Origin of the sequence: Brevibacillus sp. WF146, assembly GCF_001673705.2 — a bacterium.
Classification (GTDB): domain Bacteria; phylum Bacillota; class Bacilli; order Brevibacillales; family Brevibacillaceae; genus Brevibacillus; species Brevibacillus thermoruber.
On sequence record NZ_CP109943.1, the window covers coordinates 1,657,398 to 1,678,319 of the forward strand.

Consider the following 20,922-nt stretch of genomic DNA (forward strand, 5'->3'; position numbering starts at 1 on the left):
CAAATGTGGAACCGACGGGAATTGGGGGATGATGGCCGCAAATGCGTATGATAAGATAGGACGTAAGGTGTTTTGAGATGAAGGAGGTTCATCAGTCATGACGATGGTTTCTGAAAGCATTGTAAAAGACATGTCGCTCGCGCCCAGCGGTCATCTGAAGATCGATTGGGTCAAGGAGCACATGCCGGTATTGAACCGCATCCGGGAGCGGTTTGAAAAAGAAAAGCCGTTTGCCGGCCTGAAAGTGGCCATCTCGCTTCACCTCGAGGCGAAGACGGCGTACCTCGCCAAAGTGATTCAGGCGGGCGGCGCCGAAGTGACGATTACCGGTTCCAACCCGCTCTCCACGCAGGACGACGTCTGCGCGGCCCTGGTGGAAGACGGCATCCGCGTATTTGCCAAGTACAATCCGGCGCCGGCCGAGTACAAGGAGCACCTGATCAAAACGCTGGAGACCCGGCCGGACCTGATCATAGACGACGGCGGCGACCTGGTGACCATCCTGCACAGCGAACGTCGCGATCTGCTTGCCCAGATTCGCGGCGGCGCGGAGGAGACGACCACCGGGATCCTGCGACTGAAAGCGCTGGAAAAAGAGGGCAAGCTGGAATTCCCGATGGTGGCGGTCAACGACGCGTTCTGCAAATACCTGTTTGACAACCGCTACGGTACCGGGCAGTCCGTCTGGGACGGCATCAACCGCACGACGAACCTGGTCGTCGCCGGCAAAACCGTGGTCGTCGTCGGCTACGGCTGGTGCGGCAAAGGCGTGGCGATGCGCGCCAAAGGCCTCGGGGCGAAAGTGATCGTGACCGAAGTGGACGCGATCAAGGCGGTCGAAGCGTACATGGACGGCTTTGAAGTGATGCCGATGAGCGAAGCGGCCAAGCACGGCGACTACTTCGTCACCGTTACCGGCAACCGCGACGTCATTCGCAAAGAGCACTTCGAAGTGATGAAAGACGGGGCGATCCTCTCCAATGCCGGCCACTTCGATGTCGAAGTAAACAAGGTGGAGCTGGAGGCGCTGTCGAAATCGAAGCGCACGGTCCGCAAAGACATCGAGGAATTTGTCATGGCGGACGGTCGAAAACTGTACCTCTTGGCAGAAGGACGCCTCGTCAACCTGGCGGCGGGCGACGGCCACCCGGCGGAAATCATGGACATGACGTTTGCCCTCCAGGCGGTCTCCCTGGAATACGTAAACAAAAACTACCAGTCGATCGGCAAGCGCGTGCTGAACGTTCCGTACGAGCTGGACGAAATGGTGGCGCGCTACAAGCTGGAGGCGCTGGGAATCGGCATCGACAAACTGACCGAGGAACAGAAAGCGTACCTGGACAGTTGGGTCGAATAACCCGTGAAACCCGTCCAACTCCGGCGAGAAAAACAGCGAAAAAATCCTGCTTACAAAAGCAGGATTTTTTTTTATAATAACAACTAGGCAGCAAGTGGGGAAAAGTGGGGGAAAGTGGAGCCCAGTGGGAGGAAAGTGGGGGAAGCGGCCGTGTTCATGGGTGAATATCAGCACAGCATCGATGAAAAAGGCCGATTGACCATCCCTGCCAAATTCCGTGAAGGGCTCGGCACGTCCTTCGTCATTACCCGCGGCCTCGATCAATGTTTGTTTGTCTACCCGATGGAAGAGTGGAAAGTGCTGGAGGAGCGGCTGAAGACGCTCCCCTTTACCAAGGCCGACGCCCGTGCCTTCACGCGGTTCTTCTTTTCCGGCGCGACCGAATGCGAGTGGGACAAGCAGGGAAGGGTAAACATACCGCCCACCTTGCGCCAGTACGCCGACATCCAAAAGGAGTGCGTCGTCATCGGCGTCTCCAACCGCGTGGAGATTTGGAGCAAGGAGCGCTGGGAAGAGTATTTCGCTCAGTCGGAGGGTTCGTTTGGGGACATTGCCGAAAAGCTGGTGGATTTCAACTTGTAACAGCATGAGTCCAGGCAGCGCAAAATATCCGGTTTGAAAAGGCAGGCAACCCTTTTCTTACGCGTTTGAATCGGGAGTGACAACCTTTGTCGTTTCATCATGTGACCGTACTCAGGGAGGAAGCCGTAGACGGGCTGAACATCCGGCCGGATGGCGTCTATGTGGACTGCACGTTGGGCGGAGCGGGACACAGCAGCCTGATCGCGTCCCGGCTGGGCGCAGGCGGACGCCTGATCGCCATCGATCAGGACGACTGGGCGCTGGACAACGCCCGCGAACGGCTGGCTCCCTACATCGATAAGGTGACGCTGGTCAAAAGCAACTTTCGCCGGATCCGAGACGTCGTGAACGACCTCGGGTTGGACGGCGTGGACGGCGTGCTGTTTGACCTGGGGGTCTCCTCCCCCCAGTTGGACGAGGGGGAGCGCGGCTTCAGCTACAATGCCGACGCGCCGCTGGACATGCGGATGGATCAGGATGCGCCGCTGTCCGCCTACGACGTCGTCAACGAGTGGGACGAGGAAGAGCTGGCCCGGATCATCTGGGAGTACGGCGAAGAGAAATTTTCGCGGCGAATTGCCCGGCAAATCGTACAGCGGCGCAAACATGCCCCTGTGCGGACGACCGGGGAGCTGGTGGAGCTGATCAAGGAAGCGATTCCGGCAGCGGCCCGCCGGAGTGGACCCCACCCGGCGAAGCGCACGTTTCAGGCCATCCGGATCGCGGTCAACGACGAGCTGGACGCGTTCCGCGAGGCGGTCGTGGACGCGATCGGCCTGCTTCGGCCCCAGGGGAGGGTCAGCGTGATCACGTTTCATTCGCTGGAGGATCGGATCTGCAAGCAGGTGTTTCAGGATTTTGCCAAAGGCTGCACCTGTCCGCCGTCGTTTCCCGTCTGCACGTGCGGGAACCAGGCGTCTGTCAAAATCATAACGAGAAAGCCGATTCTGCCTTCGGAAGCGGAATTGGCGGCCAATCCGCGGGCCCGTTCGGCCAAGCTGCGGGTGGCGGAAAAACTGTAAGGCCCCGCGGGCTTGCACGCAAAGGAGGGAGACCGAGATGAGCTACTACTACCGGGGAAATCTTGCGGTGGAACTGGAAAAGTCGCGCACCGTGACCAAAACCAAGCGAACCATCCGCATCAAACCGTCCATTCCGACCAAGGAAAAGCTGCTGTACCTGCTGTTGATCTCGCTGATCGTGGCGGGAGTGGGTCTGGTCGGCGTCCGTTACTCGCAAATCTCGCAGTACAACTACGAAATCCAGCGCCTGAAAAAAGAGATCAAGGAAACGAAGGAGCAAAACGCCGCGCTGCTGCTGCAGGTCGAGCAGTTGAGCAACAGCGACCGGATTCTCAGGGAAGCGCAAAAAATGGGAATGGTTTACAATCCGGAAGCCGTGCACCTCATCGGTCAACCCAAGGGGAAGTCCGCGCGGCAGGGATCGCCGCAGACGAGTCCGGCGAACGGGCCCATGCCGAATGACCAAAATGCGAAGACGAAACAGCCCGCTCCGCCGAAAACGAATTCCTGACGGGGACATGCGGATACGGCCGTACTCACAGGTTCAACATGCTGACATCAGCTTCACCGACAGGGGATCGGAGAAGCTTTTCTTTTTAGCCGCCCCCCTGCACGGCGGGGCGGCCATCATCCGTCGTGTTGGAGGGAGAGGGCATGGACACGAAACGACGCGTCAACTGGCGGATCCTGCTTCTGGCGCTCTGCACCATCTTACTGTTTTCCGGCCTGACGGTGCGCCTCTGGTGGCTTCAGACCGTGGAAGCGGCAAAGCTTTTGGACTACGCCAAAATCCAATGGGACGACATGGAAAAAACGCTGAAGCCCAAGCGGGGAGAGATTCTCGACCGCAACGGCGAGAAGCTGGCCTTCGAAGGCAAGGCGTACACGGTAAACGCCAGGCTGAAGCCGCAGGATGAGAAGGACCAGGATTACGTCAAAGACCCGTACTACACAGCCTCCAGACTGGCGCCCATTCTGAACGCGCCGGTGGACAAACTGCTCAAATACCTGACGAACCCCACCGCCAAAGTGGTGGAACTGGGCCGCTGGGGCAACAAGATTACAGAAGAGCAGCGCAACCGCATTCTCGCCCTGCAGTACCCGACGCTGCCGAACGGGCAAAAGGTGGATGAGAACCAGCTTCCCGGCATCACGCTGATTGAAACCACCCGCCGCTATTACCCCAACGACAGCTTTGCCACCCACGTCCTCGGCTATCTGGACTTTGAAGGCACGCCGCGCATGGGCATTGAGCTGCAGTTGGACAAGGAACTGCGCGGCGAAAAGGGCGAGATGCAGGTGCTGACGGACAGGCTGGGGTATCAGCTCCCGGACGGGGAGCGCAAGTACAAACCGGCCAAGGACGGCCTCAACGTCTACCTGACGATCGACCGGACGATCCAGGGCTACGTGGAGCAGGCGCTGGACAAGGCGGAACAGGAGTTCAAGCCGAAGGGCATGACGGTGGTCGTGAGCGATCCCAACACGGGCGAAATCCTGGCCATGGGCAACCGGCCGCAGTTCAACCCCAACGAGTATTACAAAGGGATTCCCAACTACACCAACCACGCCGTCACGAGCATGTTTGAACCGGGCTCCACGTTCAAGATCATCACGCTGGCGGCCGCCATCGAAGAGGGACTGTTCAACCCGAATGAAACCTACCAGTCGGGTACATACAGGAAAATTCCCGGTCCGCCGATCCGCGACCACAACAACGGGGCCGGCTGGGGCACGATCACCTTCCTCAAAGGCGTGCAGCGCTCCAGCAACGTCGCCTTTGTCATCCTGGGGTACGACCGGCTGAAGCAGGACCGTCTGAAAAAGTACTTCAAGGACTTCGGGATGGGCCAGCTTACCGGCATCGAGCTGCCAAACGAAAAGGCCGGCAACCTGAACAACCTCGAAAATCCGCGTTCGCCCCGCGACGTCGCGGTTACCACCTTTGGCCAGGGGGTGACCGTGACGGCCATCCAGCAGGTGATGGCGGTGGGAGCGATCGCCAACGGCGGCGAGCTTTTGAAGCCGCACATCGTCAAGGAACTGCGCGATCCCAACACCGGCGCGGTGGTCAAGCGCAACGAGCGGGAAGTGGTCCGCCGGGTGGTGACGGAATCGACCGCCAAGCAGGTGCGCGACATTCTGGAGACGGTCGTCACAGCCGATGAGGGTACGGGGAAAGCGTACAAGATCGAAGGCTATCACGTCGCCGGAAAGACCGGTACGGCGCAGAAGTACAACCCGGACAACGGTCAGGTCATGGAAGGCCACTACATCGTCTCCTTCATCGGCTTTGCGCCCAAGGACAATCCGCGCCTGCTCGTCTACGTCGTGGTGGACGACCCGCAGGTGGGCGAGTCGTATCGGACGTGGGGCGCCAAGGTGGTGGCGCCGATCTTTACATCCGTCATGGGGCGCAGCCTGCAGTATCTGCAGCTAAAGCCCGACCTGCAGCAGGTGCAGCAGGCGTCGGACAAGACGACCGCGGCGGCCGCTTCCCTGACGCCGGCACAGCCCGTCAAGGAGCTGACGGTGCCCAAGCTGGTCGGCATGTCCACGACGGCCGCACAGCTTCGGGCCCAGCAGGACCAGTTGGACGTGAACGTGGTCGGAACCGGCACGAAGATCGTCAGCCAGTTCCCGGCCGCTTATGAAAAAGTGCCCCCCGGCACCCGCGTGATCCTCGTGACGGATCGGGTCAAAGGGGCGAAAATGCCGGACTTTACCGGCAGGTCGCTGCGTGACGTGATGGAGTTCGCCTCGCTCTTGAACATCCAGGTCACGCAGGTCGGGACCGGTTTTGTCACCCAGCAGAGCATCAAGCCCGGCACCGTGCTCAACGGAGGCGAAAAGCTGCAGGTAACACTGCAGCCCGCTTCCCAACTACCGCAGACGCCCGCCGCGACCGGAGCGCCGACAGGAGGCGCCCCGCCCGGCGGGGCATCGGGAGCCGCGTCAACCGCGCCGGTTTCGGCGGCAGAGGGCACAGCCGGCTCGGCAGGTCAAGTCCCGCCGGGCAGACAGCCGGATGCCGGCGCCGTCCCGGCAGGCGGTACAACCCCGGCGCCGTAAGTTCTAACCCGTCCCCCCCGCGAATAGGGTAGGAAAGAGACAACCTACGCCGTGAGGGGGGACTCGCTTTGCGGGTATCCAATGTAACTGTGCGCCGCCGCATTTTTGTCGCCTTGGTGATCGGCATCGTCCTGTACACCGCGCTGATCACCCGTCTCGGATACGTGCAACTGGTGCAGGGGCCTTGGCTGCAGGACAAGGCGTTGAAGCTGTGGAACCGCAACATTCCGTTCGAAGCCAAGCGGGGACGCATTCTCGACCGCAACGGCGACGAACTGGTCACCAACATCAGCGTTCCCACGGTCATGGCCATCCCGGTCCAACTGGAAGATGCGCGCGAGACGGCGCGGAAGCTGGCGGTCATTTTGGGCCAGGACGAAGAAAAGGTCTACAAGGACATTACGAAACGAGAGATGATTAACCGCGTGCCGGGAGGACGGAAAATCTCCACGGAGAAAGCCAAGCAGATTCAGGAGCTGAACCTGCCCGGCATCGAGGTGGTGGAAGATACCCAGCGCTTCTATCCGCACGGCACGATGGCCGCCCATCTGCTCGGTTTTACCGGGATCGACAACCAGGGACTGACCGGTCTGGAACGCTTGTACGACGACTATCTCAAAGGCCAGCCCGGCTACGTATCGTACCTGGCCGACGCGCGGGGAAAGACGATGCCCGGCGGGGAGGAGCAGTATATCGCCCCGGTTGACGGGATGGACATGTACCTGACCATCGACAGCACGATTCAGTCGTTTATCGAGCGGGAACTGGATCAGGCGATGGTCGCCTATCAGCCTGACGACGTGCTGGCGATCGCCATGAATCCAAAGACGGGCGAGATTCTCGGCATGGGCAGCCGCCCCACCTTTCAGCCCGACCGTTACAAAGACTATCCGTCCGAGGTGTACAACCGCAACCTGCCGATCTGGAAGACGTATGAGCCCGGATCAACGTTCAAGATCGTGACCCTGGCCGCCGCGCTGAACGAAGGCGTGGTCAGCCTGAACGAAGGGTTCTACGATCCGGGCTACATCGTCGTCGCCGGAAAGCGGCTGCGCTGCTGGAAACGGCAGGGGCACGGCCAGGAAACCATGCTGGAAGTGGTGGAAAACTCCTGCAACCCGGGGTTTGTGACGATGGGGCAGCGGCTGCAAAAGGAGCGGCTGTTTGACTACATCAAAAAGTTTGGCTTTGGGCAAAAGACGGGCATCGATCTGATCGGGGAGGAAAACGGCCTGCTGTTCAACATGAACCGGGTGGGGCCGGTGGAATTGGGCACCACTTCGTTCGGCCAGGGCGTGTCCGTCACGCCGATCCAGCAGATGGCCGCCGTGGCTGCGGCGATCAACGGCGGCAAGCTGATGAAGCCGTATGTGGCCAAAGAGTGGCGGGACAGCGTGACACATGACGTGGTGGGCAGGACGCTTCCCACCGAGGTGCGCCAGGTGATCACGCCCGAGACATCCGCCAAGGTTCGCTACGCGCTGGAGAGCGTCGTGGCGCGCGGAACGGGGAACAAGGCGTACATCGAGGGCTACCGCGTCGGCGGCAAGACCGGTACGGCGCAGAAGGTAAAAAACGGCAGGTACGTAAACGGGGAGTACATCGTCTCCTTTATCGGCTTCGCGCCGGCGGACGACCCCCAGATTCTGGTCTATTTCGCCGTCGACAACCCCAAGGCGCTCGCCTTCGGGGGGCTGATCGCCGCGCCAAGCGTCAAAAGCATTATCGAATCGTCGCTGCAGCACATGGGCGTGCCGAAACGGAAGAACGGCATCGCGCGGGAGTACAATCCCGCCCTCGGCCAGACGCGTTACGTGGAAGTGCCCGACATGGTGGGACTTTCGATGCAGGAAGTAGTCACCACCTACGACACGCTGCCGCTGGTCGTCTCCGGCAAGGGAACCCACGTGATCAGCCAGTCGCCTGCCCCGGGAGTAAAAATCGAGGAAGGCTCAAAAATTCGTATCCATCTGGGTGACAAATCGGCCGATTAGCTATACAATGAGATTTCGGAAGCGGGGTGGGGAGGCTTCACGGGAGCCTCACCCGCCGCGTTTTGTAGAAATCGCAAGGCTTTTGTCTATAATAGGGAGAGAATGGGGTGCCTGTTTTATGCTGTTACGGGATCTGCTTGCTCCTCTGTTGCCGGTGCGGGTAACGGGAGACGACAGCTTGGAGATTACAGGATTGACGGCAGACTCACGCAAAGTCCAGCCCGGCTGCTTGTTTGTCTGTCTGACAGGCTTCACCGTGGATGGTCATGCCTTCGCGGCGCAGGCGGTGGAAAACGGAGCCGTCGCCGTGCTCGCGGAACAGGATGTGGACGTGCCAGCGACCGTTGTCCGGGTGCCGGATACCCGCCGGGCAATGGCTATGCTGGCTGACCGTTTTTACGGGTCGCCTACGCGGGAGCTGAAGCTGATCGGGGTGACCGGAACCAACGGCAAGACGACCACCACCCATCTGATCGACAAGATCCTGCGCGACCAGAACAAGCGCACGGGGCTGATCGGCACCATTCACATGCGGATCGGCGATGTCACCGAAGAGGTGAAAAACACCACGCCGGACGCGCTGGATCTGCAGCACGCTTTTCGCCGCATGCGCGATGTCGACACGGAATACGCGATCATCGAGGTGTCCTCCCACGCCCTGGAGCAGGGGCGCGTACGCGGCTGCGACGTACATACCGCAGTCTTTACCAACCTGACGCAGGATCACCTGGATTTTCACAAGACGATGGAGAACTACCGCTACGCCAAGTCGCTCCTGTTCTCCCAACTGGGCAACAGCTACGATCCCGACCGGTTGAAGACGGCCGTGCTGAACGCCGACGACGAGGCGTCGAAGCTGTACGCCAGGGTTACACCCGCCCGGGTGATCACGTACGGCATCGACAATCCGGCCGACGTGCGGGCCGCCGAGATCGAGATTACCAGCCGCGGCACGTCGTTTACCGCCCACACCTTCGCCGGTTCCATCCGGCTCAATCTGAAGCTGGTGGGCAAATTCAACGTCTACAACGCGTTGGCCGCCATCGCCGTCACTCTGGCCGAAGGCGTGCCGCTCGACGAGATCAAGGCGAGCCTGGAGGCGGTGTCGGGCGTAAACGGGCGGTTTGAACCCGTCGACGCGGGCCAGCCGTTTGCCGTGCTGGTTGACTACTCGCACACGCCGGACAGCCTGGAAAACGCACTTGCGACCGTCAAGGAGTTCGCCAAGGGGCGGATTTTCTGCGTGGTCGGCTGCGGCGGAGACCGCGACAGGACCAAGCGCCCAATTATGGCGCGGATTGCAACAAAATACGCCGACCTGACCGTCTTAACGTCAGATAACCCGCGCTCCGAGGATCCGCAGGCGATCATTGACGACATGCTGGCGGGCCTCACCGAAGTGGCCAAGGAGCGATACGTCTCCATGGTGGACAGAAGGGAAGCGATCCGCTACGCCGTGGCGCAGGCCAAGCAGGACGACGTCATCCTGATCGCCGGAAAGGGACATGAAACATACCAAATCATCAAAGGACAGGTGCTGCCGTTTGACGACCGTGAAGTGGCCCGGGAGGCCATCGCCGAACGGCGGAACGAATAGAGGCACGCGTCCGTGAATAGCATCAGAGAAAGGAGGGTCGGGCATGTTCGCTGACAATGTACTACTCGTCACGATCGTCGCCGCGTTTCTCATTGCCGTACTGATCGGTCCGCTGTTCATCCCCGTGCTGCGCCGCCTGAAATTCGGGCAGGCGATCCGGGAGGAAGGGCCGCAATCCCACCAAAAAAAGGCAGGGACTCCCACCATGGGTGGGACGATTATCCTGATGGCACTTATTTTTACCGTGCTGAAGTTCGCCAATATCACTACGGAAATCCTGTTTTTGATGCTGGTGACACTTGGATACGGATTGATCGGATTTTTGGATGACTACATCAAAATCATCCGGAAGCGGAATCTCGGGCTGACTGCCAAGCAGAAATTTACCGGCCAAGTCCTCCTGGCCGTCGGCGCGTATTACCTCCTGATGCAGATGGGACACGATACGACGCTGCATCTGCCGGGGACGCCGTGGAAGCTGGAGCTCGGCCTCTTTTACTTCCCGTTTCTGCTGTTTCTCTTGGTAGGCACGACCAATGCCGTCAACCTCACCGACGGACTGGACGGCCTGCTCGCCGGGACGGGCGCGATCGCCTTCGGGGCGTACGCCATCATCGCCTGGATCAGCCAGGATTTTGACACGGCCATCTTCAGTGCGGCCGTCGTCGGGGCCGTTCTCGGCTTTCTCGTCTTCAACGCGCATCCCGCCCGCGTCTTCATGGGGGATACGGGGTCGCTGGCGCTCGGCGGCGCCTTGGCGGGAATCGCGATCATGACCAAGACGGAGCTGCTGTTGGCCGTCATCGGCGGCGTGTTTGTCGTGGAGACGCTCTCCGTCATTCTGCAAGTCGTCTCCTTTAAAACGAGAGGGAAGCGCATTTTCCGGATGAGTCCGCTTCATCACCACTTTGAACTGACCGGGTGGTCGGAGTGGCGCGTTGTCGTCACCTTCTGGCTGGTGGGCATCATCTTTGCCGGACTGGGCGTGTACCTAGAGGTGGTGGCAATGCGATGAAACGTTATCACAATCAGCACATTGTCGTGTTGGGCATGGCAAAAAGCGGTGTGGCGGTGGCAAAACTGCTGCACCGCTTTGGCGCGCATGTTGTCGTCAACGACAAAAAGCCGCGCGAGGAAGCGGCCGGAGCCGACGAACTGGAAGCGCTCGGCATTCCGGTCATCTGCGGGCATCACCCCGATGACCTGATTCACGAAGGCGTGGCGCTGGTGGTGAAAAACCCGGGCATCCCCTACGAAGCGCCGCCGGTGGCCAAAGCGCTGGCGCTCGGCATCCCGGTGGTGACGGAGGTGGAGCTGGCCTACCTCATCTCGCAGGCGCCGATCATCGGCATCACCGGTTCCAACGGCAAGACCACCACGACCACGCTGATCGGGCTGATCCTCAAGGAAGCGGGTATCGACTCCCTGGTGGGGGGCAACATCGGCACGGTGCTGTGCTCGCTCGCCGAAACGGCCCGGCCCGACCAGCTCCTGGTGGCGGAGCTGAGCAGCTTTCAACTGATGGGGACGCAGGCGTTCAAGCCGCATATCGGCGTGCTTCTGAACCTGTATCCGGCCCACCTCGACTACCATCACACGATGGACGAGTACCTGGCCGCCAAGCTGAAGCTGTTTGCCAACCAGACGGCGGACGACATCGCCATCCTGCCGTACGACCAGCCGGACGTGCTGGCCAAATGCGGGGAGATCAAGGCAGCCACCTACTATTTCAGCAAGCGGCAGCCGGTGCCGCAGGGCGTATATGTGGACGGCGGGGACATCGTCTTCGTCGGGCCGGAGGGGGAGCGGGACGTGATCATGGCCGCGGCCGACCTGTCCGTCGCCCATCTGGACAACGCCCTGGCAGCCGCGCTGGTGACCAGGCTGGCAGGAGCGGACAAGCAGTCCATCGCCAAGGTGCTCTCCACTTTTCCGGGCGTGGAGCACCGCATGGAGTACGTGGCGACGATTCACGGCGTCAAATACTACAACGACTCCAAGGCGACCAACCCGGAAGCGGCTTCGCGGGCGCTGCAGGCCCTGGACGAACCGATCGTCTGGATCTGCGGCGGGCTGGACCGGGGCGTGGATTTTCGCGAGCTGGTGCCGGTCATCGGGCCGCGGGTGAAAGCGGTGGTCGCGCTCGGGCAGACCGCCCCGATTTTGCTGGAGCGGGCTAAAGAAGCAGGAATTACCAGGCTCATCCATGTCGATACTGTGGAAAAAGCCGTTCTTGCCGCCAGCGGCGAGGCCGCGCCGGGCGACGCGGTGCTGCTCAGTCCGGCGTGCGCAAGCTGGGACATGTTCCCTTCGTTCGAAGTGCGGGGGAGCATGTTTAAGGACGCTGTGCATAGACTTAGAACAAGCCTAGCATAACGTCCGTCCCATACAGCAGGGTTGCTGCCATCAGCGAAGGACGGCGCGAGAAAGGATGACCTGTCACAATGAGCAAGTCACGCTCCGCTCCCGACTTCGTGATTATTTTTGCAACACTTTTTTTATTGGGAATTGGCATCGTGATGGTGTACAGCGCCAGCGCGATCGTGGCGCAGAAGTTCAACGACCCGTTTTTCTTTGCCAAGCGGCAGTTGATCTTTGCCCTCCTGGGGATCACCTCCATGTACCTGACGATGAACCTGGACTACTGGATCTGGAAGCGGTGGGCCAAAATCGGGTTTTACGCCAGCATCGGCCTCTTGATCCTGGTGCTTGTCATCGGCATCGAGGTGAACGGCTCCAAAAGCTGGCTGGGCATCGGCGCCTTCGGGATTCAGCCGGGCGAATTCGCCAAGCTGGGCGTCGTCGCCTTTTTGGCCCGCTGGCTCTCCGACAATCAGAAGCAGATCGTGCAGTTTCGCAAAGGGCTGGTTCCCGCGCTGGCGATTCCGGCCGTCTGTTTCGGCCTGATCATGCTGCAGCCCGACCTCGGGACGGGTACCGTGCTGATGGGAACCGCGCTGGTGATGATTTTCGCCGCCGGGGCAAAGATCAGCCACTTCGCCGGTCTGGGCGTGCTCGGTCTGGCCGGGTTTGTCGGCCTGGTCCTGTCCGCGCCGTACCGGATCAAGCGGATTACCTCGTTTCTCGACCCCTGGCAGGACCCGCTGAACACCGGTTACCAGATCATCCAGTCCCTGTACGCCATCGGTCCCGGCGGACTGTTTGGCCTGGGGCTGGGGCAGAGCCGGCAGAAGCACTTCTACCTGCCGGAGCCGTATAACGACTTTATTTTCTCGGTGATCGCCGAGGAGCTTGGCTTTGTGGGCGGAACGCTGGTGCTCCTCCTGTTCCTGCTGCTGTTGTGGCGGGGCATGCGCACGGCAATTACGGCGCCGGATCTGTTCGGCAGCCTGCTGGCGCTGGGCATCATCGGGATGATCGCGATCCAGGTGGTCATCAACGTCGGCGTGGTGACCGGCATGTTTCCGGTTACCGGGATCACCCTGCCGTTTTTAAGCTACGGCGGCTCGTCGCTGACGCTGATGCTGACCGGGGTCGGCGTGCTGTTAAACATTTCGCGTTTTTCCAGATAGAATAGAAGGTGATCATATGCGTGTCGTCCTCACAGGCGGAGGCACAGGTGGACATATTTACCCGGCGCTTGCGGTGGCGAAAGAAGTTTCCCGCCAGGAACCGCAGGCGGCCTTTTTGTATATCGGCAGCAAGCACGGCTTGGAGGCCCAGATCGTGCCGCGGGCCGGGATTCCGTTTGAAGCGGTGGAAATCGCCGGCTTGAAGCGGAAGCTCACCCTGGACAACGTGAAGACGCTGTGGAAGTTTTTCCGCGCCGTCTCCGCTTCGAAACGGATGCTGCGGAGCTTCCGGCCGGACGTGGTCGTCGGCACCGGGGGCTACGTCTGCGGTCCCGTGGTCTACGCGGCGGCCCGGCTGGGGATTCCCACCATCATCCACGAACAAAACGTGGTACCCGGCCTGACCAACAAATTTCTGGCCCGTTTCGTCGACAAGGTGGCCGTCTCGTTTGCCGAGTCCCTGTCGTTATTTCCCCGGGCGAAAAGCGTGCTGACCGGCAATCCCCGGGCGACGGAAGTGATGCACGGAGACGAGCGGGCGGGCCGTTCGTTTTTGGGCGTCGGCGGGGACAAGCGTATCGTCCTCATGTTTGGCGGCAGCCGCGGGGCGAAAGCGATCAACGAAGCGGTGCTGGCCATCGTGCCGGAGCTGGAGCAATTTGAGGATACCCACTTTGTCTACGTGACCGGCGAGGTTCACTACGAGGCGATTTCCGCCGCCTTGCGGGAAAAGGGAAACCTGCCGCGCAACATTTCCCTCCTGCCGTTCGTCCACAATATGCCGGATGTTCTGGCGGCCACGCATGTGCTGGTCAGCCGGGCAGGCGCATCCACGCTGGCGGAAATCACCGCCTTGGGCATCCCCGCCATCCTGATCCCGTCCCCGTACGTGACCAACAACCATCAGGAGAAAAACGCGCGCGGACTGGAGAAGGCCGGGGCGGCCGAAGTGATCCTGGAGCGGGAGCTGACAGGCGAGCGGCTGCGCCAGTCGCTGACCGGCCTGCTGGACGACCGGGAGCGCTGGACGTCCATGCGGGACGCCTCGCTCAAGCTGGGCATGCCGCAGGCGGCGACGGAAATCTATCGGCTGATGAAAAGCCTGTGAGGCGAAAACTGACATCTGGGCGATTGTCACGCCGTTATGGGCGATCGCATAGGATGAAGCAAACACGTGATAAGACATAGGTCCGACCTAGCATGTGTATCAGGAGGTTCACAGATGAAACAAATCGCAGATGAGTTGAGGCAAGCAGGTATTGGAAAAGTGTGGACCAATGAACCTCTCGCCAACCATACGACGTGGCGGATCGGGGGTCCTGCTGACTTGTTAATCCAGCCCAAGGATAAAGCATCCTTGCTGACAGCCTTGCAAATCATCCATCGTCACGAAATTCCTTGGAGTGTTATCGGGCGCGGCTCCAACCTTCTGGTGAGGGACGGAGGGATTCGCGGAGCCGTGCTCAAGGTGGCTGAGGGCTTGAGTCACTGCGAGTTCAGGGGCGAAGAGGTGTGTGTGGGTGCCGGATATTCCATGATCCGCCTGGCGGTGGAGGCAGGCAAGATGGGGTTAACAGGTATGGAGTTTGCGGGAGGCATTCCTGGTACAGTAGGCGGGGCCGTCTACATGAATGCGGGGGCGCACGGATCAGATCTTTCACGTATTCTACTAGAAGCCGAGATACTCTTCGAAAATGGCGAGGTAAGGGTGTTGAGCAATGAAGAGCTGAGCTTCAGCTATCGTACGTCTCTCTTGCAAAAGCGCAAGGGGATCGTGCTCGAGGCGCGCTTCCGGCTGCGCGAGGGCGACCGCAAAAAGATTGCGGCCACGCTGGCTTCGTACAAGGATCGCCGCCGGCAGACGCAGCCCCTGCAGATGCCGTGTGCCGGCAGCGTGTTCCGCAATCCGCCGGGGGATCACGCCGGACGGCTGATTGAGGCGGCCGGGTTAAAAGGCTTTCAGATCGGAGGAGCTCAGGTCTCTGAGATACACGCCAACTTTATCGTCAATCGCGGAGGGGCCACGGCTGCCGACGTCCTCACCCTGATGGATCACATCAGATGTACGATCAAAGAAAAATTCGGCGTCGAGATGCATCCGGAAGTGTTGGTGGTGGGCGAGGGGTAACACGGAGGTGAAAGTTTGGAGACTTTTACGATCGAAGGCGGAAGACCTCTGTCCGGCTCGCTTCGGATCCAAGGAGCAAAGAACGCTGCCCTTCCCATCCTTGCCGCATCCGTTTTGACGGAAGGGCAATTTTATATCTACGACGTTCCCCACCTCAAGGACATCGAGGTGATGCTGCAGATCCTGACGGCCCTGGGGGCCAAGGCGAAGCATGCGGACGGATGTGTTGATCTGGATACGACGTCTGTTTCCGTACCGCACGTGCCAGATGAACTGATGGGCCAAATGCGTTCTTCCATTTTTCTGGCGGGGCCGCTCCTCGCTCGCCTGGGCGAGGTAACCATATCCAGACCGGGCGGATGCGATATCGGGGAGCGCCGGATCGATCTGCACCTGGCGGGACTGACCGCACTGGGCGCGAAAATCGAAGAAGCGGAAGGCTTCATCACGTTTCGGGCACAGCAGCTGCGCGGGGCCAACATCTTTCTGTCCTTTCCCAGTGTGGGAGCGACGGAAAACATCATGATGGCGGCAGTGCTCGCCAAGGGGACGACCCGCATCTGCAACGCGGCGCGTGAGCCGGAGATTGTAGACCTGCAAAATTTCCTGAACGCCATGGGAGCGCGGATCCGCGGCGCCGGCACCGATACGATCGAGATCAGCGGCGTTCCGCGACTGCGTTCGGTCAGCTACCGGATCATTCCGGACCGGATCGTGACGGGCACCTTTCTGCTGGCGGCCGGCGTCGCCCAGGGACATATCGAGCTGACCAACACCATTCCCGAACATCTCACCGCCCTGATCGAGGTAGCCCGTAGCTGTGGTGTTGAAATCAAGACCTACCATGATATAATGGAAGTCAAGAGTACGACTCGTCCTCGCGCCTACGAACGGATCATCACCTCGCCCTTCCCGGGGTTTCCGACGGATTTGCAGGCGCAATTGATGGTGTTTTTGGCGCAGGCCAGGGGAACGAGCGTCATCAAGGAAACCATTTTTGAGGGAAGGTTCAAACATGTAAACGAATTGGCGCGAATGGGCGCCTCCGTATACGTCGACCTGGGGTCCGCGATCATTCGCGGCGTCAACAAGCTGACGGGAACGAGCGTGGAAGCAACCGATTTACGGGCAGGCGCTGCGCTTGTGCTCGCCGGGTTGGCCGCGGAAGGCACCACCACGGTTGCGCAGATTCATCACATCGACCGCGGGTACGAACGGCTGGAGCTGCAGCTTCGCCAGCTCGGCGCCGAAATCACCCGCACGTCGACATAGCTCAGGTAAGGTTGCAGAGTGACAAGCGGCATAAGGCTATGCCGCTTTCCCTGTTTTGTATGGTGTCAGATATTCCATGACCATCCATTTTTTGTGTAGAAACCGTGTGTACGAAGACGCCGCGCATTCGGTGTTTCGGGGTTGCACGCGCGACAGTTTGTTTAGTGAGGAAGGGTAGGCTCATGGCGGTATACGAAGAACGCATTCCGCATGTCAAGGAACAGCGCCCCAGGCGCAGAGGCAATCGCAAGCTGGTGTTTCTGCTCGGCCTGTTCTTTCTGATCGTTCTCATCATCGTGTTTATTCGCTCTCCATACAGCAAGGTTCAGCAGATTCAGGTGTACGGCAACGATATCTACCCTGCCGAGCAAATTGTGAAAAACTCCGGCCTGGTCATCGGGATGCAGTTTCTCAACGTGTGGGAATCCGATGTGCGGACAAGCCTGAAGCCGCTGGAAGGCATCAAGGAGGTGTCCGTCGAGCGTTCCTTTCCCGGCGTGATCCGCCTGCACGTGCAGGAGTACCGGCGCGTCGCGTTCTGGAACGGACAGGACGGCAGCCGCTACCCGCTGCTGGAGAACGGGCGGGTGCTCAGACAGGTCAATTTTGCCAAACGCGTGGTGGACAGGCCGCTGATCAGTTCCTGGTCGGCACCGGAACTGCTCCCGCAGCTCGCGAAGGCGCTGGCCAAGATGTCGCCGGGCGTGCTCGGCGAGATCTCCGACATCGCGCTGACGCCCACGGTGTACGACAAGCAGCGCGTGACGCTGTACATGCGCGACGGCAACGAGGTGCGAAGCGTGCTGTACAAACTGGACACCATGCTCAACTGGTATCCGACGATCGCCAAGGAACTGCCGCAGGGCGTCAAGGGAGTGCTCTCCCTGTTTGAGCAGCCGTGGTTCGTGCCGTACGGAACTCCGGATGCGCCGATCCCGCTGCAGTCCGGTGAAGCACAGCCTCCACAGTCTTAGTATCGTGTAAAAGGGGAAGCAGCCAATGGGTCGCCACAAGTTTCAGTTGTATTTAACCATCGTCACGTTCTGCACCGGCTTTCTCGTCGCCACTTCGATCGAAACGACCAAGCTGCTGCGGACGGAACGTTTGAACGACCTGCAGTTTCAGCAGGAGACACAGCTCAACGAGCGCATCCTGGCAGAAAAGGAGCAGAACCGCCAGCTCGAGGACCAGCTCTTGGACCTGCAGCGTCAGGTGGGCAAGGTGGAGGAGGCGATGGCTCAGCGCAAGTCGGAAGCGGCGGAGATTCTCAGCCAGTTGGAAGCGGCGCGGATGATGGCGGGTGTCGTGCCGGTCGAGGGACCGGGCGTCGTCGTGACGATGCAGGACAGTCAAAATGCGGCGAACAGCGCCGACGTGACCAACTACATCGTCCACGAGCAGGATGTGCGCCTGGTGGTCAACGAACTGCGGGCCGCCGGAGCGGAAGCGATCAGCATCAACGGTCAGCGGCTGGTCAGCAACTCGTCCATCCGCTGTGTCGGCCCCACGATCATCGTCAACGGCATCAAGTCGGCCGCCCCGTTCGTCATTACGGCCATCGGCGATCCGAACACGCTGGAAAGCGCCCTCAATCTGCCGGGCGGCGTCCTGCAGACGCTGCGGGATTTCGTGCAGATCGAGGTGGCGAAAAAGGACAAGGTAACCCTGCCTGCCTTTGTCGGTGACGCCAAAACCAAACACTCCTAGCGAAGGAAGCGTTTCCCATGTCGCAAAAAAGCCGTAAAATCACGTTTATTCTTGCCTTTATTAGTGCTATCATAGGTGTTATGTTGACGGTACAGCTTCGCAGCAACCTGCATCCGGTGCACAAGGAGTCCCGCAGCATCGCAGAACTGCGCACGACGCTGCAGAAAGAGTTAGAAAGACACAAGAATCTGCTGGCCGATATTTCCAAATACAACCAACTCTACTATCAGTACGAGACGGCTCTCAACGAAGACGAGAGCATCTCGGTCATGAAGGAAGAGTTGGCGCGCAACCGCCGCATGGCGGGCATGGTCAGCGTGGAGGGAGAAGGGATTGTGCTGCGGATCGTGGAAGCCCAGCAGCCGCCGGCCGATCCGGCGGTGGACGGGTCCCCCCACGAACCGGCTGCAGGCGGCTATACGGTCGACGACGAGGATTTGCGCTGGCTGGTCAACATCCTCTTTGCCAACGGCGCGCAAGCGGTTTCCATCAACGGACACCGCCTGATCGCCACAACGTCCATCCGCTTGGTCGGCGACGCCATCCAGGTCGACACGAAGACGATTCAGCCGCCGTATGAACTGAAGGCGCTGGGGGAGCCGGATGTGCTCCTGTCCGCCTTGAAGCTGGAGGGCGTGGAGGAGAATTTCAAGCTCGCCAACAAGACCATTGTGGCCGAGAAGCGGGACAAGCTCATCATTCCCGCCAATCGTGAGCCGCACGTCATCCAATACATGAAACCTGTCAAAGAAAAAGGAGATTCGTAACATGTGGCTCCCGCTCGTCGGTTTGATCGTCGGCATCGCTGTCGGCTTGCTGCTGGATTGGCGAGTGCCGCAGGAATATGCTAGCTACCTCTCCATCGCCCTCCTGGCCGGACTGGACACAATTTTCGGCGGCATCCGCTCGTACCTGGAACGTACGTTCAACGTGCGCATCTTCATGTCCGGTTTCTTTTTCAACACGCTGTTTGCGGCCGGACTGGCCTTTATGGGCGGTTTTCTGGGCATTGACCTGTACCTCGCCGCCATTGTTGCGTTTGGGGTCCGCCTGTTCAACAACCTGGCGGTCATCCGCCGGATCGTATTGTCCCGCTGGATCAACGAACAGGAGTAGGGCGCTTTTTGGGAGGAAGGTCATATTTTTACAAAAATTCATGATGAAAAAAAGGGAATGGTAGTCCTGTGTGGAATAAAATACGCAGATGCATTCACTACTCGAAGACGAAAGTCGTAGCAGGGGAGGTGTCACAGGTTTGGTAAGTAATGAACTTATCGTCAGCCTAGATATTGGAACGTCCAAAGTACGCGTCATGATTGGCGAGGTCAACAACGGTTCCATCAACATCATCGGTGTCGGTCAGGCTCACTCCGAAGGGATCAAAAAAGGGGTGATCGTCGACATCGACCAAACCGTGCATGCCATCCGGGAAGCTGTTGACCATGCGGAACGCATGGTGGGAGTATCGATTGACGAAGTGTATGTCGGTATTACCGGGAACCACATTGAGCTGCATGAAACTCAAGGGGTTGTCGCTGTTTCCAGCGAGGACCGTGAAATACGAGAGGAAGACATTCAACGCGTCATTCAGGCAGCGAAAGTTGTCGCCATTCCGCCTGACCGGGAAATTATCGAGGTCGTACCGAATGAATACATCGTGGACGGACAAGGCAGCATCAAGGATCCGCGCGGCATGATCGGCGTCCGGCTGGAAATGGAAGGAACAATTGTAACCGGACTCAAGACGGTCGTACATAACATTGTGCGCTGCGCCGAACGCACCAACCTGCGCGTGGCGGGAATCTTCCTGCAGCCGCTTGCTTCCAGCACCGTGGCGCTTTCCAAGGACGACAAGAACATGGGCGTCGTCCTGGTCGACATCGGTGCCGGTTCCACAACCATCGGTGTATTCAAACAGGGGAAACTGGCTGCCACCACCGTCATCGGCATCGGTGGCGACCATATCACCCATGACATTGCGCTTGGCCTGCGTACGCATACCGACGTGGCCGACCGGGTCAAGATGAAGCACGGCTGCGCCTTGATTGACGAAGCTTCCGACGACGTCACCTTTAAAGTGACCCGCATCGGCAGCGATGTGGAAAAACAGTTTACCCAGGTGGATCTGGCCACGATCATCGAACCGCGTGCAGCGGAGATTTTCAACCTCGTGGAAGAGGCCGTGTACAAGCTGGGCTTCCGCGACGAAATCGCCGGCGGGTACGTGCTCACGGGGGGAACCGTGGCGATGCCGGGCATGCTGGAACTGGCCAAGGAAGAACTGGACGCGCCGGTCCGCATCGCCATCCCGGATTACATCGGGGTACGGGATCCCGCCTATACCACCGGCGTGGGTCTGATTCAGTACGCCCTGCAGCAGATGGAGCGGCGCAGCGTAAACAACACCGCTCCGTTTAAAGGGGCGCAGAAGCAGGCCGTTTCCAAACCGAAGGAAGGCGGCGGCTTCATGGAGAAAGTGAAAAACTGGTTCAGCGAGTTTATCTAACCGACTGCAACCGCAAAACATTTCCAATCGGGCGAAACGGCAGAGGATTGACAATATCCCGCACGCGGCCAAACAATATGGCCGCCTGCCGTTTTGCCCGCAGGCTTCATCAGCCGAAGCTTTTCTCAAGTTGAATTGGGGAGGACTAGCAA

18 protein-coding genes are annotated in these 20,922 nt (G+C 59.7%); all 18 read left to right on the forward strand.

The window, feature by feature from the left end; translation table 11 throughout:
- Nucleotides 1–97: 97 nt before the first annotated feature.
- The 18 genes from A6764_RS08180 to ftsA all read left to right on the forward strand — a co-directional run bounded on the left by A6764_RS08180 (nt 98) and on the right by ftsA (nt 20,770).
- Nucleotides 98–1,357, forward strand: coding sequence for an adenosylhomocysteinase (locus tag A6764_RS08180; protein ID WP_035295246.1), 1,260 nt, complete (start codon nt 98–100; stop codon nt 1,355–1,357).
- A gap of 150 nt (nt 1,358–1,507) precedes the next feature.
- The gene (mraZ, locus tag A6764_RS08185) at nt 1,508–1,939 is read left to right on the forward strand and encodes a division/cell wall cluster transcriptional repressor MraZ (protein ID WP_029099944.1); all 432 of its coding nucleotides are present in this window, start codon (nt 1,508–1,510) and stop codon (nt 1,937–1,939) included.
- A gap of 86 nt (nt 1,940–2,025) precedes the next feature.
- Nucleotides 2,026–2,961, forward strand: a complete 936-nt coding sequence (rsmH, locus tag A6764_RS08190) for a 16S rRNA (cytosine(1402)-N(4))-methyltransferase RsmH (RefSeq protein WP_035295244.1) — start codon at nt 2,026–2,028, stop codon at nt 2,959–2,961.
- Between the two features lie 37 nt (nt 2,962–2,998).
- Entirely contained in the window at nt 2,999–3,472 is a 474-nt protein-coding gene (gene ftsL / locus A6764_RS08195; protein WP_081656566.1) for a cell division protein FtsL, read from the forward strand.
- A gap of 143 nt (nt 3,473–3,615) precedes the next feature.
- Nucleotides 3,616–6,033: a penicillin-binding protein gene (locus A6764_RS08200; protein WP_035295241.1), complete on the forward strand. Its 2,418-nt coding sequence runs from the start codon at nt 3,616–3,618 to the stop codon at nt 6,031–6,033.
- A 68-nt stretch (nt 6,034–6,101) separates the two neighbouring features.
- Nucleotides 6,102–8,027, forward strand: coding sequence for a stage V sporulation protein D (locus tag A6764_RS08205; protein ID WP_065066845.1), 1,926 nt, complete (start codon nt 6,102–6,104; stop codon nt 8,025–8,027).
- 118 nt (nt 8,028–8,145) lie between these two features.
- Nucleotides 8,146–9,624: a UDP-N-acetylmuramoyl-L-alanyl-D-glutamate--2,6-diaminopimelate ligase gene (locus tag A6764_RS08210; protein WP_065066844.1), complete on the forward strand. Its 1,479-nt coding sequence runs from the start codon at nt 8,146–8,148 to the stop codon at nt 9,622–9,624.
- Between the two features lie 43 nt (nt 9,625–9,667).
- Nucleotides 9,668–10,639, forward strand: coding sequence for a phospho-N-acetylmuramoyl-pentapeptide-transferase (mraY, locus tag A6764_RS08215; RefSeq protein WP_035295236.1), 972 nt, complete (start codon nt 9,668–9,670; stop codon nt 10,637–10,639).
- On the forward strand, nt 10,636–12,000 hold the full coding sequence (gene murD, locus A6764_RS08220) for a UDP-N-acetylmuramoyl-L-alanine--D-glutamate ligase (RefSeq protein WP_044899396.1): 1,365 nt from the start codon (nt 10,636–10,638) through the stop codon (nt 11,998–12,000). The genes mraY and murD overlap by 4 nt, the downstream gene beginning before the upstream one ends.
- Before the next feature lie 68 nt (nt 12,001–12,068).
- Complete coding sequence (gene spoVE / locus A6764_RS08225) at nt 12,069–13,157, forward strand: stage V sporulation protein E (protein WP_035295233.1); 1,089 nt, start codon at nt 12,069–12,071, stop codon at nt 13,155–13,157.
- A gap of 16 nt (nt 13,158–13,173) precedes the next feature.
- Complete coding sequence (gene murG, locus A6764_RS08230; protein ID WP_044899397.1) at nt 13,174–14,265, forward strand: undecaprenyldiphospho-muramoylpentapeptide beta-N-acetylglucosaminyltransferase; 1,092 nt, start codon at nt 13,174–13,176, stop codon at nt 14,263–14,265.
- Nucleotides 14,266–14,379: 114 nt separating this feature from the next.
- Nucleotides 14,380–15,285 carry a UDP-N-acetylmuramate dehydrogenase gene (murB, locus tag A6764_RS08235; protein ID WP_065066841.1) on the forward strand — a complete coding sequence of 302 codons (906 nt, stop codon included), beginning with the start codon at nt 14,380–14,382 and terminating at the stop codon, nt 15,283–15,285.
- Nucleotides 15,286–15,300: 15 nt separating this feature from the next.
- Nucleotides 15,301–16,557 (forward strand): UDP-N-acetylglucosamine 1-carboxyvinyltransferase, encoded by a 1,257-nt coding sequence (murA, locus tag A6764_RS08240; RefSeq protein WP_029099954.1) that lies wholly within the window; start codon nt 15,301–15,303, stop codon nt 16,555–16,557.
- A 182-nt stretch (nt 16,558–16,739) separates the two neighbouring features.
- The gene (locus A6764_RS08245) at nt 16,740–17,531 is read left to right on the forward strand and encodes a cell division protein FtsQ/DivIB (RefSeq protein ID WP_044899399.1); all 792 of its coding nucleotides are present in this window, start codon (nt 16,740–16,742) and stop codon (nt 17,529–17,531) included.
- A 25-nt stretch (nt 17,532–17,556) separates the two neighbouring features.
- Entirely contained in the window at nt 17,557–18,264 is a 708-nt protein-coding gene (locus A6764_RS08250) for a DUF881 domain-containing protein (RefSeq protein WP_029099956.1), read from the forward strand.
- 17 nt (nt 18,265–18,281) lie between these two features.
- A complete protein-coding gene (locus A6764_RS08255; protein WP_029099957.1) occupies nt 18,282–19,031 on the forward strand; it encodes a DUF881 domain-containing protein in 750 nt (249 codons plus the stop codon).
- Nucleotide 19,032: 1 nt separating this feature from the next.
- Nucleotides 19,033–19,380: a small basic family protein gene (locus tag A6764_RS08260; RefSeq protein WP_029099958.1), complete on the forward strand. Its 348-nt coding sequence runs from the start codon at nt 19,033–19,035 to the stop codon at nt 19,378–19,380.
- Between the two features lie 139 nt (nt 19,381–19,519).
- Nucleotides 19,520–20,770, forward strand: a complete 1,251-nt coding sequence (ftsA, locus tag A6764_RS08265; protein WP_029099959.1) for a cell division protein FtsA — start codon at nt 19,520–19,522, stop codon at nt 20,768–20,770.
- The last annotated feature ends 152 nt before the right edge of the window (nt 20,771–20,922 follow it).

Coding starts and splice junctions, on each gene's coding strand:
- A6764_RS08180 (WP_035295246.1), top strand. CDS start 98: ATGACGATGGTTTCTGAAAGCATTGTAAAAGACATGTCGCTCGCGCCC.
- ftsL (WP_081656566.1), top strand. CDS start 2,999: ATGAGCTACTACTACCGGGGAAATCTTGCGGTGGAACTGGAAAAGTCG.
- A6764_RS08200 (WP_035295241.1), top strand. CDS start 3,616: ATGGACACGAAACGACGCGTCAACTGGCGGATCCTGCTTCTGGCGCTC.
- A6764_RS08210 (WP_065066844.1), top strand. CDS start 8,146: ATGCTGTTACGGGATCTGCTTGCTCCTCTGTTGCCGGTGCGGGTAACG.
- mraY (WP_035295236.1), top strand. CDS start 9,668: ATGTTCGCTGACAATGTACTACTCGTCACGATCGTCGCCGCGTTTCTC.
- murD (WP_044899396.1), top strand. CDS start 10,636: ATGAAACGTTATCACAATCAGCACATTGTCGTGTTGGGCATGGCAAAA.
- spoVE (WP_035295233.1), top strand. CDS start 12,069: ATGAGCAAGTCACGCTCCGCTCCCGACTTCGTGATTATTTTTGCAACA.
- murG (WP_044899397.1), top strand. CDS start 13,174: ATGCGTGTCGTCCTCACAGGCGGAGGCACAGGTGGACATATTTACCCG.
- murB (WP_065066841.1), top strand. CDS start 14,380: ATGAAACAAATCGCAGATGAGTTGAGGCAAGCAGGTATTGGAAAAGTG.
- A6764_RS08245 (WP_044899399.1), top strand. CDS start 16,740: ATGGCGGTATACGAAGAACGCATTCCGCATGTCAAGGAACAGCGCCCC.
- A6764_RS08250 (WP_029099956.1), top strand. CDS start 17,557: ATGGGTCGCCACAAGTTTCAGTTGTATTTAACCATCGTCACGTTCTGC.
- A6764_RS08255 (WP_029099957.1), top strand. CDS start 18,282: ATGTCGCAAAAAAGCCGTAAAATCACGTTTATTCTTGCCTTTATTAGT.
- A6764_RS08260 (WP_029099958.1), top strand. CDS start 19,033: ATGTGGCTCCCGCTCGTCGGTTTGATCGTCGGCATCGCTGTCGGCTTG.